Genomic DNA, 12,692 nt, shown 5'->3' on the forward strand with positions numbered 1-12,692 from the left:
GGGACGAATCAGGGGCTGAACGTGCATGATCGCGGGCCGTGGCGGGCAGGGTCGTACGATCGCAGCCATGAGCGGGCACGTGACGGGGGCGACTGCGGCGCTGGCCGACAGGCTGCCGCGCTGGGTGACACTGCTGCGCGCACCGAACCCCGGCCCGATGACCCTCGACGGCACCAACACCTGGCTGCTGCGCGCGGCACCGGGCGACCCGGCGGTGGTCGTCGACCCCGGGCCGGCCGACGAGGGGCACCTGGCGGCGATCGCCGCACACGGCCCGATCGGGCTGATCCTGATCACCCACGGCCATGCCGACCACACCGAGGGCGCCGCCCGGCTCAGCGAACTGCTCGGCGGGGTGCACGTCCTCGCCGTCGACCCGGCGCACACCATCGGCGGTACGCCCCTGACCGATGCGCACCTGGGCGGCTTCGGCCTGGGCATCCGACTGCTGGACACCCCGGGGCACACCGCCGACTCGGTCTGCTTCCTGGTCGAGCGCGCCGACGAACGCGCGGTGCTCACCGGTGACACCATCCTCGGCCGCGGCACCACCGTGGTGGCCCACCCCGACGGGCACCTCGGCGACTACCTGAGCAGCCTGGAGCTGCTGTCCGCGTACACCGGAATTCCGGCGCTGCCCGGGCACGGCCCGGCGCTGGCCGACTGCGCCGCCGCCGCCACCTTCTATCTTGCCCACCGCCGGGCCCGGCTCGACCAGGTCCGGGCGGCGGTCGCCGCCGGCGCGCGGACACCCGCGGACGTGGTCGCGGCGGTCTACGCCGACGTGGACCGCTCGCTCTGGTGGGCGGCGGAATGGTCGGTCCGTGCCCAGCTGGAGTATCTGGGCGTCGACACCGGGGAATCCGCGCCGGGGGTCAGTGGGTTGGAGCACATGTGACCTGCCCGGTGTGCGGAACTGTCGCTGTCCCCGGCGCACGGTTCTGCCACAACTGCGGTGCCGCGCTGCCGGCCGCCGCCACGTTGCCGGCGGCCGAGCGTCGGGTCGTCACCGTGCTCTTCGGTGACCTCTCCGAATTCACCTCCTGGTCGGAGGACCTCGACCCGGAGCGGGTCGGCGCCGTCACCGACCGGGTGCTCGCCTCCCTCGCGGGGGCGGTGAAGACGTTCGGCGGGCACGTCGACAAGCTGACCGGCGACGGGATCATGGCGGTCTTCGGGGCGCCGGTGGCACACGAGGACGACGCCGAACGGGCCGTCCGGGCCGCCCTGTCGATGCAGCGGGCCGTCCGCCGGGTGCTCGACGACGAGCGCGGCGGCGGCGCACCGCTCGGCCTGCGGGTCGGCCTGAACACGGGCGACGTCATCGCCGGCATCCAGGCGGCCATCGAATACACGGTCATCGGCGACACGGTGAACACCGCCGCCCGGCTGGCCGACGCCGCCGCGGTCGGCGCGGTCTACGCCGGCGGACGGACCGCCGCCGCGACCCGGCACGTCGCCTCCTGGCGGGCGCTGCGCCCGCTGCGGCTCAAGGGCAAGCGCGAGCCGGTCGAGGCGTACGAGCTGCTGGGCCTGCTGGACGCGCCGGGCACCCGGTCGGGTCTCGGCGACGAGGCGCCCTACGTGGGCCGGGAGACCGAGATCGGCCGGGTCGCCGGCCGACTCGCCGAGGTCATCGACCAGGGTGACCCACGGGTGCTGCTGATGACCGCCGAGGCGGGCATCGGCAAGTCCCGGTTCGCCGCCGAGGTCGAGCGCCTCGCCGCCGGGTACGACGTGGGCGCCGGCCGGTACGCCGCGCACACCGGCGCCCGGGTGCTCTCGGTGCGCTGCGCCGCCTTCGGTGAGCGGCGCCGGCTCGCGCCGTTGGCCGACCTGGTCCGTGCCGCGGTCGGTCTGCCCAGTGACGCGGCAACCGCGCTGACCCGGCCGGCCGTGGAGGAGCGGCTGCGCCGGCTCGGTCAGCGGCTCGCCCGCTCCGGCGGCGAGACGCCCCCGATCGCCCCCGACCAACTGCTCGCCCTGCTCGGTTACGCCGAACTGCCCGCGCACGGCGGCGCCGACAACGGCGAGTGGGGCAGCTCCACCGCCGCGCCCGCGGATGCCGAGGCGGTGCCGAACGCCGTCGCCGACCTGCTCAGCGGGCTCGCCTCGGAGGCGCCCCTGGTGATCGTGGTGGACGACCTGCACGACGCCACCCCCGAGACCATCCGCGCTCTCGGGCTGGCCCTCTCCCGACTCACCGGTCCGGTGCTCGTGCTGCTGCTCGGCCGCCCCGAGCTGGTCCGTACCGCTGGCGCGCTGACCCGCGTCGCGGACGCCGAGGTGCACTCCCTGCCGCCGCTGCGGGGCGCCGACGCCGCCCGGCTGCTCACCAGCTACCTCGGCGGAGGGAAGTTGCCACCGGCCGACGCGGACCGGCTGCTCGCCACCGCCCAGGGCAATCCGTTCTACCTGGCGGAGCTGGTCACCCTGCTGATCGAACGCGGCGCGCTGACCGCGGAGCGGCCCACGTCCGGCGATCGTGACCCGAGCACGCCGGCCGGCTGGCGCCTCGTGCCCGGTTCCCTGGGCAGCCGGCTGCTCTCCCGGGACCTCGCGGCCGTCCTCGCCGCCCGCATCGACGCGCTGCCACCGGACGCCCGTTCCGTCCTGCGGGACGCAGCGGTGGTCGGTGACACCGTGCCGACCGGCGCGCTGGAGGCGCTGCGCGAGCAGCGAGCCGGCCGCGACGGGAGGCCCTCGGCGGTGGTCGCCGTGGAGTTCGACCGGGCCGTCGAGGAGCTGCTGCAACGCCGCATGCTGCACCGCACCCGTGCCGGCTACGCGTTCGCCACCCCGCTCATGCGCGAGGCCGCGTACGCCGGGGTGAGCAAGGCGGAACTGGCCGAGCGGCACGCCGCGCTGGCCCGCTGGGCGGCGCCCGTCGACGGGGCCACGGCCGGCGCGGCGGGCGGGTTCACCGAGGAGACACGCGACGACTTCGTCGCCATGCACGTCCAGCGGGCCGCCACGCTCGCCGACGCGGTGAAACTGCGACCGGACGCGCCGGCCCGCGCCGTGGTCCCGCTCGGGATCGCCGCGCTCGGCCGGGCCGCCCGCCGGTCGCTGTCCGCCGGGGAACCCGCGCTCGCCGTCGAGTACGCCGAACGCGCCAGCGAACTGGCCCGCGACGGGATCCCGGCGATCGACCGGGTGGTGCACGCCCGTGCGCTGCTGCAGATCGGCCGGGTCGCCGACGCGCTCGCCTTCGCCGAGAAGATCGCCGCGAACGCCGGGGACGAAGCCACCCGTGTCAGCGCCCTGCTGCTCGCCGGGCAGGCCCAGCAGACCCTCGGCGACCAGGGTCGGGCGGAGGCTGCCTGGCAGGAGGCGTTGCAGGTGGCCACGGCCGGCGGGCTGCCCACGCTGCGCGCGTCCGCCATGCGTCGGCTCGGCATGGGCGACTTCGTGGCCGGCCGGCTCAGCCAGGCGAGCAGCCGGTTGGCCGCCGCCTACCAGGTCAGCCTCGGCGCGCAGGATCGGCGTGGGCAGGCCTGGTCGCTGCAGAACCTGGCCTGGGTGACCACGACCCGGGGTGACTTCGCCGGCACCGATGCCGTCCTCGGCCGGGCCGCCCGGCTCTTCGCCGAGCTGAAGGACCCGTACGGGCGGGCATGGCTGCGGGGCACCACCGCGTTCGCCCGGCTGCTCGCCGGTCGGCTGCGGGAGGCGTGCCGAATGGCGCAGGTCTTCCTGCCCTTCGGCGAGCGGGTCGGCGAGGCGTGGGCGGTGGGCACGCTGCGCGCGGTCGCGGCGTTCGCCACCGCCGAGTTGGGCGAGCTGGCCGAGGCCGACCGGGAGGCCCGCCGGGCGTACCGCGAGTTCGCCGCCGCCTCCGACGACTGGGGGCGCGGGTTCGCGCTGGTCGTCCGGGCTGTCGTGGCCCGTGGGCTGGGCGAGCCGGAGCACGCGGCCGACCTGCTCACCGACGCCCTGGTGTACGCCGACCAGACCTCACACCCGCTGCTCACCGGAATGGCGGGCACGCTGCGCGGCTTCGTGGCGCTGGACATGGGCGACCACGAGACCGCCGAGCAGGCCGCCCGAGCGGTGCTGACGGCCGTCGAACCGCACAACCCGCAGGCGCCGGCGCAGGTCGCGCCCCGGGTGCTGCTGGCCACCGCGCGGCTGGCCGCCGGTGACCCGGCGACCGCGGTCGGGCTGCTCGCCCCGGTGGCGACGGCCGCCGCCAACGCGCCCTCGTTGCTCTTTTCCCGCCGCCAGACCATGGCCCGGTACGCGTCGGCGCTGCTCGCGCACGGTCAGCGGGAGCAGGCGCTGGATTGGGCCCGACGGGCGGTCACCGCGCCCGCCGAGGACGTGCGCAGTCAGGTGATCGCCGCGAGCGTGCTCGCCGAGGCACTGGCGGCCTGCGGCCACTCGGCGGAGGCCCGGTCCTGCGCCGACGAGGCGGTTCGCCTCGCGTACACCACCGAACAACGCAGCGAACGAGCAGCCGCCAAAGCCCTACAAACCAGCCTAACCCTCCCCTAACCCCACCCACCCCTTCCCACCCCTCCGTCCGTTGATCATGAAGTTATTGCGCCGACACGCCGGTAGCGGTGGCAACAACTTCATGATCAACGCGGTGGGGGGTGGGTGGGGTGGGGTGGTTTTGGCGGTTCTGGGGATGTGGTGGTCGGGGTGAGGGGCTAGCGTGTCACCACCGTGCGGTGGTCCACAGTGGCGACCGTCGCCGTGCCTGGGGAGGCCATCATGAAGCTGCCGCGTTCCGTCGCGGGCTGGACCATCGCGGTCTTCGGCGTACTGGCGCTGGTGATGGGCGCGGTCGGGTTGCTCTGGCCGGAGGCGCAGCTGCGTCTGCTCGGGTTCGAGGTGCCGGCGACTCGTGGTGCTGGCGATTACACCGGCACGTTCCTGCTGGCGTCCTCGATGGCGTCGTTCAACATGGGCGTCTACTACCTGCTCGCGACGGTCACCGAGTGGCGGGCGTTCTACCGGTTCACAGCGGTCTTCCGGCTGGTGACCTTCACCGTGTTCAGCATCGCCGTGTTGGCCGACATCGCCCCCGACCGGTTCTTCGGCGTGGCCGCCTGGGAGGGGTTGGGCGCGGTGGCCACGGCGATCGGATTGCGGGTGGACGCCCGCCGGGGCACGCCGGCCGCTGCCGACACCGCTGCCGTATCTCCCGCCTCCGTTCCCGCTCCCGCGTCTCCCGCCTCCGCTCCCGCTGCGCCCGCCGCCTCCACGTCGGCCGATGTCGACGCGCCGCGAGGCGTCGGAGGGGCACCCGGCGCTGCTGGTGCCGCTTCGGCGGACGCGGCGCGCTGAGCCGCCGGCGGGGTTGGGTATTTTCGAGCGGTGACCGACACCCCGACCGGCGGAATGCCGGTGCCGATCGTGCCCGGTCTGACTGATTTGCGGGTCTTTGCCCGAGGCGGCTATGCCACGGTCTACCAGGCCACCCAGATCTCGGTCGGCCGAGAGGTCGCCGTCAAAGTCGAGAACCGCACGCTGGACAGCGAGCGCGACCAGGCCCGTTTCCTGCGCGAGGCGCGGGCCGCCGGGCGGATGTCGTCACACCCGCACGTGGTGGACCTCTTCGACGTGGGCGTCACCGTCGACCAGCACCCTTACCTGATCATGGAACTCTGTGACGGGTCGTACGCCGAGCGGATGCGCAGCTCGCCGCTCGGCCCGGTGGAGGCCCGCGATCTCGGCATCAAGATCGCGGATGCGTTGGCGCACTCGCACGGGGCCGGGGTGCTGCACCGGGACGTGAAGCCCGCGAACATCCTCTACTCGCACTTCAACTCGGCGGTGCTGGCCGACTTCGGGCTGGCCGTGCTGGCCGAGGCGCGTGATGCCTCGGTCACCCTGGAGGTGCTCACCCCGGCGTACGCGCCGCCGGAGATGTTCAGCCACAGCCCGCCGTCGCCGGCCGTCGACGTGTACGCGCTCTGCGCCACCCTCTACGCGGTGATGCACGGCCGGCCGCCCCGCTGGCAGTCCGAGCGCAACCCCAGCCTGGTCACCGTGCTGGAGATGTTCAACCAGCCGCTGCCCGCCCTGCCCGGCGTACCGGACGAGCTGATCGACGTGCTGCGCTTCGGCATGGCCAACGACCCGGCCGAGCGGCCCTCCGCCCTCGAACTGCACGACCTGCTCGCCAACCTGCCGTTCGGCTCGCCGTCCGCCCCGGTGAGCGGCGTCCCGACCAGCGGCTCCCCGATCAGCGGTGCCCCGGTCGGTGGTTCTCTGGTCAGTGGCGGCCCGAGCCGGTCCGGCCTGTACGGCACCGGCCACCCAGCGCCCCGCCCCCCGGTCGAGGACTCCCGCCCCAGCGTTCCCGGTGGCCGGCGGTGGCGACGGCGCTGGTTCCTCGGTGGCGTCGGAGTGCTGGCGCTCGCCGCCTCGGCCACCACCGGGGCCTGGCTGGCGAGCGGTGGCTCGCCGCCCGACCCGTCCCCCTCGGTGACCCAGGTCGCGGCACCGGCGACCGGGCCGCTGCCCGGCTGCGCGTCCGCCGCCGGGGCGCCGACCGCGCTGCCCAGCGGTGCCCGTTGCCTGCCCGAGCTGGAGTGCTTCGGCCCGGTGCGCATCCGCGGCGCCCGCGCCGAGGCGGCCCGGGTCCCGTGCGACGGCCGGCATACCTGGGAGACGTACGCCGAGGGCATCCTGCCGGTGCCGCTCGTCGGCGCGGCCTACGACGAGGTGATCGCCGCCGAGCCGGTACGGCAGGTGTGCAGCGCCACGACGTTCCGACTGACCACGAAGATCGCCGAGCCGGTCGGCTGGCACCTGGAGGTGTTGCCGCCGGTGGACGGCAACGTCGACCGGGTCTACCGGTGCCTGGCGGGGCGGGGCGTCGACGCGCTCACCGCGCCCACTCTCACCGGTCGCTGAACCCGCCGCGCGCCCGTCCCCGGTCACGCACCGCACGCAACGCGTCCCTGCTGTCGAGGGCGTCGAGCGTGTCCGCGTCGATCCCGTACGGCATCAACTCCGGCGGCGCGGTGGCGTGTGGCTGGTCCGCCGGCTCGGGTTCGGCGCGCTGGCGGGCGGCGGACACGGCGACCGCGGTGACCATGGCCAGCAGCACGCAGAGCAGTGCGAGAACCACACCGAGAAGGTCCTGCCGGCGCAGAACGACCAGCAGGGCCAGCAGCGCGACGGCGCCCGGCGCCGCGACCGCCGCCACCATCCGCGCATCGATCCTGGACAGTCGATTCACCCCTCCAGCATGTCGCGGCCGGGCCTGCTGTCAACCGGAGAGGCGATCCGCCGCGCCGATCGGCGTTGATCGAACGGACCAGCCGATCTGACCGGTCGGCGTGCACACGCAGTGGACTCGGCTCGCTACTCTCGGTGTTCCGCAGGCTGTTCCGTCAGCGAGGTCGCCCATGAGCGTAAGCAGTTCCCAGTCCCGGCTCCGTTCGGTCGCGTCGACGCTGGCGGTCGCCCTGACCCTCACCCTCTCCGCCGCCGCCGGCTGCGACAGCCGGAAGGAGCCGGACCTGTCATCGGTGCAGGAGAAGTTGCGCGAGTCGCACATCTACGGGCAGTCGAAGCTGCGCATCGGCGTCGCCACCGACGAGCCGTTGATGGGCGAACTCCGCAACGGCCAGCACGTCGGCTTCGATGTCGAGATCGGTCGGTACATCGCCGCCTCCCTCGGCTACGAGGGCGAGCAGCAGTTGGAGTTCGTGTCGGCGGCCACCGAGGACCGGATCCCGTACCTGCAGGGCGGCACCGTCGACCTGGTGGTGTCCAGCTTCTCGATGACCGAGGAGCGCAAGAAGCTGGTCAGCTTCGCCGGGCCGTACTTCGTCACCACCCAGGAGGTGCTGGTGCCGGTCCGGCTGAAGGACAAGATCCGCACCCTCGAGGACCTGCGCGACCCGGCCTACAAGGTCTGCACCACCGGCGGCTCCACCACCGAGGGCGAGCTGGAGAAGCGCCAGGTCAAGGCGCTGGTGGTGAAGGACGTCTGGGACTGCGTGACCGGCATCCGCGCCGGCCGGTACGACGCGGTCAGCTCGGACGAGACGATCCTCGCGGGCTTCCTGGCCACGTACCCCAAGGAGTTCGAGATCGTCGACCTGCCCTTCGGCACGAGCGAGCTGTTGGGCATCGGCGTGCCGATCGGCGATCCGGCGCTGCGTGACCTGGTCGCCTTCTTCCTCCAGAAGAGTTACCAGCAGGGCCGCAACGGGCAGGCCAGCCCGTGGCTGACGGCGTACAACCGGACCCTGGGCCCGTGGCTGCGCGTCGAGAAGACTCAACCGCAGCCACTGGAAGTGCCGAAGTTGGTCGACTTCGACGACAAGGCGCCCCGGCGGTGAGCACGGTGCCGACCGCCACCGGTGACGCGAGCGCCGGCGGCGCGGTGCCGCCGCCCCGGCCCTCCGTGCCGACCGACCACGTCGAGGTGGACGCCGGCGGGTGGCCGACCGGGGTGCCGCGGGCCGAACCCGCCGGGCCGGTCGCCGCCGTCGAGCAGGTGCCGGTGCGGTGGGACCCGGCGGAGCGGCGGGCGCGGGCCAGCCAGTCGTTCTGGACGGCGGTCGTGGGCGTACCGGCGATCTTCTCGGTGCTCCGGCTCGGCGTGGAGGCGGGCGGGGAGCTACAGACCACGCTGCTGCTGGTCGCCAACGTCGGGCCGGTCAACCTGCTCGCGGGCTTCCTGACCACCGCGGCCCGGCTGCTCTCCACCGGGCTGGTCGCCGTCTTCGCGCTCGGCGCGGTGCTGACCGTGAGCGTGGAACGACTGCCCCCGGGCACCCGTCGCCGCCCGCTCTTCGCCCGCTGGGCGGACGTCACCCCGGTCTGGGTCGTGCTGGCGAGCTTCCTGCTCGCCCTGCTCACCTGGCCGCTGCTCTACCTGCCGCTGCTGTTGCCGGCGTTCGCGGCGGCGTTCCAGCTCCGTCCGGACCGGCTGCACGAGTGGGTCGTACCCCGTCTGTTGGTGATCGCCGCGCTGCTCGCCGGGTACGGCTGGTTCCTGCTGCCCACCCTGCGCGACGCTGCCGGGCAGGGTGAGCTGCTGGTGCTGGCACTTCTCGTGGTGCCGCCGGTGTTGGCGCTGTTCATCGCCGGGCCGCTGCCCGGCGTGGTGATCCGACCGCTGGCGTCGCTGACCGAGGTGGCGGTGCTGGCCATGCTGGTCTGGGCCGCGCTGCCGGTGATCAGCACACCGGTGCTCCCGCTCACCGTCACCACTGTGGGCGCCGAGAACGGCCCGACCGAGGACGTACGGGGGCACGTGGTGACCACCGACGACGTCAGCATGGTGATCCTGCAGGAACGGGGTGGAGTCCGGTACGTGCCGGTCGGCCTCGTCCGCGCGCAGGTGCTCTGCCCGAGCGAGGAGGAGCTGCCCCGGCACCGGCTGCGGGTCCACGACTTCCACATCGAGGATTCGCTGCTGGAGGGCATGGGCCGCCGGGTCCGCCCGGTGCACCGCATCGACGCCGCCTGCCGCACCCCCGGCTGAGGTCAGTAGGACTTGTCCTGGCCGAGGACGTGCTGGGCGACGAAGTTCAGGATCATCTCGCGGCTGACCGGGGCGATCCGCCCGGCCCGGACCGCCCCGAGCAGGGTGGCCACCCCGTACTCGGTGGTCATGCCCGCCCCGCCGAGGGCCTGCACGGCGGTGTCCACGGCGAGCGCGGCGGCCTCCCCGGCCGCGTACTTGGCCATGTTGCCGGCCACCCCGGCCTCCAGGTCACGGCCTGCGTCGTACCGGGTGGCCGCCTTCTGGATCATCAGGCGGGCCAGCTCCACCTGCACCGCCGCGTGGGCGAGCGGATGCGCCACCCCCTGGTGCGAGCCGATGCTCCGGCCACCCCACACCTTGCGGGTGGCGGTGTACTCGCTGGCCCGCTCGATGGCGTACCGGCCGGTGCCGGCTCCCATCGCGGCGACCGTGATCCGCTCCGGGTTGAGCCCGGCGAAGAGCGCGGGCAGCCCGGCGTCCAGGGATTCGCCGACCAGCGCGTCGGCGGGCACCCGCACGTCGTCGAGGTAGAGCAGGAACTGGTTCTCCGGAGAGACGATCTCCATGTCCAGCTTGGACCGGGTCAGCCCGGCCGCGTCGGTCGGCACCAGGAACAGCGCCGGCTTCAACCTGCCGGTGGAGGAATCCTCGGTCCGGGCCACCACCAGGACGTGCCCGGCCTCGTCGACCCCGGAGATGTAGCACTTGCGGCCGTTGAGCAGCCAGTCGTCGCCGTCGCGGCGGGCCACCGTGCCGAGCCGGTGGAAGTTGGAACCGGCCTCCGGCTCGGTGATCGCGAAGACGATCTTCGCCGAGCCGTCCGCGAGGCCGGGCAGGTGCCGTTTGCGCTGCTCCTCGGTGCCGTGCCGGGCGAGCACGGTCGCCGCGATGGCGGGGGAGACCACCAGCAGCAGCAGCGGGCACCCCGCCGCCGCCAGCTCCTCGCAGACGATGGCCAGCTCGGTGATGCCGCCGCCCCCGCCGCCGTACTCGGTGGGGATGTTCACCCCCAGATAGCCGAGCCGTCCGGCCTCGGCCCACAACTCGGTGGTGTGCTCACCGGCCTTCGCCTTCTCGACGAAGTAGCCGTGGCCGTACCGGCGGCCCAAGGCCCGCACGGCGTCGCGGAGCTGGTCCTGCTCGGGGGTGAGGTCGAAGGTCATCGGGGGTCCTCCTCGGGATTCGACGACTCCGGGTCGCCGCTTGCGGGGGAGCCGTCGATGACGGCCAGGACGGCGCCGGTGCGCACCTGACCGCCGGCCGGCACCGGTAGTTCGGTGACCACGCCGTCGGTCGGGGCCAGCACGGGATGTTCCAGCTTCATCGCTTCCAGCGTGAGCAGTGGATCGCCGGCCGTGACCCGCTGGCCGACCTGGACGTGCACCCGGGTCACCGCGCCGGGCAGCGGCGCGAGCAGCGACCCGGCCGCCACCGCCGCCGTGGGCAGCGGGAGGCGCGGCAGCTCGACGAGGCTCGCCGCCCCGTCCGGGCCGTCCACGAAGACCTCCGACCTCACCCGGTGTACGCGGTACGCGCGCCGAACCCCGTCGACGTCGAGCACCACCCGGTCCGGGGTGACCTCCACCAGCGCTACTGTCGGCGGCGTCGCCTCCAACACCGCTGCGTCCCCGGGCGGCGCTGCGGACCAGTCGGCGAGTTGGCCGGTGCGGTCCAGACGGTAGTGGACCTCGATCTCGCCGTCCGGCCCCGTGAAGCGGCTGACCTGCGGGACGGCGGGCACGTTGCGCCAGCCGGAGGGCAGCCCGCTCAGCACCGGCGCGGTCGCTCGACGCTGGGCCGCACCCGCCAGTGCGGCCGCCAGGGTGATCAGCGGAAGCTGATCGGCGGGCAGCAGCGGCCCGAAGACCTCGGGGTGCCGGTCCAGGAAACCGGTGTCGATCTCCGCGGCCGCGAACTCCGGGCTGCGCAGCACCCGGACCAGCAGATCGCGGTTGGTGGCCACCCCGTGCAGCTCGGCCCGGGTCAGCGCGCCGGCCAGTGCCCGGGCCGCCTCGGCCCGGGACGGCGCCCAGGCGACCAGCTTGGCGAGCATGGAGTCGTAGTGCACGCTCACCTCGGAGCCCGTCCAGACGCCGGAGTCCAGCCGCAGGCCGGCGCGCTGGAGGCCACCGAACTCCCGCTCCACCCCCGGCACCGCGAACCGGCGCAGCACACCCGTCGCGGGTCGCCAGCCCTGCGCCGGGTCCTCGGCGCACAACCGCACCTCGATCGCGTAGCCGCGTACGCCCGGCTCGTGCAGGTGCTCCGGCAGCGGCACGCCCTCGGCGACCAGCAGTTGCCACCGGACCAGGTCGAGCCCGACGGGGACGGTCAGCTCAGTGACCGGGTGCTCCACCTGCAACCGGGTGTTCATCTCAAGGAAGAAGAACTCACCGGTCGGGGCCAGCAGGAACTCCACAGTGCCGGCGCCCACGTAGTCGACGGCACGTCCGGCGGACACCGCCGCCTCGTGCAGCGCCGGCCGCAGCTCTCCCGGAAGCACCCCGGGGGCCTCCTCGATGATCTTCTGGTGTCGGCGCTGGATCGAGCACTCGCGCACCCCGAGGGCGGCCACCGTGCCGTGCGAGTCGCCGAAGATCTGCACCTCGACGTGCCGACCACGCTCGACGTACCGCTCGATGAAGACCGTGCCGTCGCCGAACGCGGCAGCCGCCTCCCGGCTGGCGCTGGCGACGGCCTCGGCCAGCTCGTCCGCGTCCCGCACGATCCGCATGCCCCGGCCGCCGCCGCCCGCGGATGCCTTCACCAGCACCGGGAAGGCGGTGACCTCGTCGGCGTCGGTCCAGCTCGGCAGCATCGGCACGCCCGCCTCGGCGAGCAGCGCCTTCGCCGCCAGCTTGTCACCCATCGCGGCGATCACCTTGGCCGGCGGCCCGACCCAGGTCAGCCCCGCGTCGGTCACCGCCGCCGCGAACTCGGCGTTCTCGGCGAGGAAGCCGTAGCCGGGGTGGACGGCGTCCGCGCCGCTGCGCCGGGCCGCGTCCAGGATCAGATCCACCCGCAGGTACGTCTCGGCCGGCGAACTCCCCGGCAGGCGTACGGCCAGATCGGCCTCGGCGACGAACGGCGCGTCGGCGTCCGCGTCGGAGTGCACGGCGACGGTCTGCACGCCCATCGCGCGGCAGGTGGCGAAGACCCGGCGGGCGATCTCGCCCCGGTTGGCCACGAGGAGTTTCTGAATCATTGGCGCCGAGCCTGCCTCTCGTTC

The 12,692-nt window shown here is 73.9% G+C and carries 8 protein-coding genes and 1 pseudogene; 6 read left to right on the top strand and 3 right to left on the bottom strand.

Annotated features, from left to right (window positions below; all coding sequences use genetic code 11):
• Nucleotides 1-67: 67 nt before the first annotated feature.
• From OG505_RS28510 to OG505_RS28525, 4 genes and pseudogenes are all read left to right on the top strand, one after another.
• On the top strand, nucleotides 68-898 hold the full coding sequence (locus tag OG505_RS28510) for an MBL fold metallo-hydrolase (RefSeq protein ID WP_405429125.1): 831 nt from the start codon (nucleotides 68-70) through the stop codon (nucleotides 896-898).
• Nucleotides 895-4,497: an adenylate/guanylate cyclase domain-containing protein gene (locus OG505_RS28515; protein ID WP_405429126.1), complete on the top strand. Its 3,603-nt coding sequence runs from the start codon at nucleotides 895-897 to the stop codon at nucleotides 4,495-4,497. Before OG505_RS28510 ends, OG505_RS28515 begins: the two co-directional genes overlap by 4 nt.
• Nucleotides 4,498-4,719: 222 nt before the next feature.
• Nucleotides 4,720-5,169: pseudogene (locus OG505_RS28520) on the top strand (hypothetical protein); the annotation flags it as partial.
• A 156-nt stretch (nucleotides 5,170-5,325) separates the two neighbouring features.
• Nucleotides 5,326-6,870, top strand: a complete 1,545-nt coding sequence (locus OG505_RS28525; RefSeq protein ID WP_405429127.1) for a protein kinase domain-containing protein — start codon at nucleotides 5,326-5,328, stop codon at nucleotides 6,868-6,870.
• On the opposite strand, the gene OG505_RS28530 is transcribed toward OG505_RS28525, so the two are convergent.
• Nucleotides 6,857-7,198 (bottom strand): hypothetical protein, encoded by a 342-nt coding sequence (locus OG505_RS28530; RefSeq protein ID WP_354856530.1) that lies wholly within the window; start codon nucleotides 7,196-7,198, stop codon nucleotides 6,857-6,859. The two genes, OG505_RS28525 and OG505_RS28530, sit on opposite strands and share 14 nt — an antisense overlap.
• A 169-nt stretch (nucleotides 7,199-7,367) precedes the next feature.
• On the opposite strand from OG505_RS28530, the gene OG505_RS28535 reads away from it, so the two are divergent.
• A complete protein-coding gene (locus OG505_RS28535; RefSeq protein ID WP_405429128.1) occupies nucleotides 7,368-8,309 on the top strand; it encodes a transporter substrate-binding domain-containing protein in 942 nt (313 codons plus the stop codon).
• Nucleotides 8,306-9,460 (top strand): hypothetical protein, encoded by a 1,155-nt coding sequence (locus OG505_RS28540; protein WP_405429129.1) that lies wholly within the window; start codon nucleotides 8,306-8,308, stop codon nucleotides 9,458-9,460. The genes OG505_RS28535 and OG505_RS28540 overlap by 4 nt, the downstream gene beginning before the upstream one ends.
• A 2-nt stretch (nucleotides 9,461-9,462) precedes the next feature.
• Here OG505_RS28540 and OG505_RS28545 read toward each other — a convergent pair whose 3' ends face one another.
• Together OG505_RS28545 and OG505_RS28550 are read right to left on the bottom strand one after the other, a co-directional pair.
• Nucleotides 9,463-10,626, bottom strand: a complete 1,164-nt coding sequence (locus OG505_RS28545; protein WP_405429130.1) for an acyl-CoA dehydrogenase family protein — start codon at nucleotides 10,624-10,626, stop codon at nucleotides 9,463-9,465.
• Nucleotides 10,623-12,668, bottom strand: coding sequence for a biotin carboxylase N-terminal domain-containing protein (locus OG505_RS28550; RefSeq protein WP_405429131.1), 2,046 nt, complete (start codon nucleotides 12,666-12,668; stop codon nucleotides 10,623-10,625). The genes OG505_RS28545 and OG505_RS28550 overlap by 4 nt, the downstream gene beginning before the upstream one ends.
• Nucleotides 12,669-12,692 lie beyond the last annotated feature (24 nt).

The organism is Micromonospora sp. NBC_00617 (assembly GCF_045161355.1).
GTDB lineage: Bacteria > Actinomycetota > Actinomycetes > Mycobacteriales > Micromonosporaceae > Micromonospora.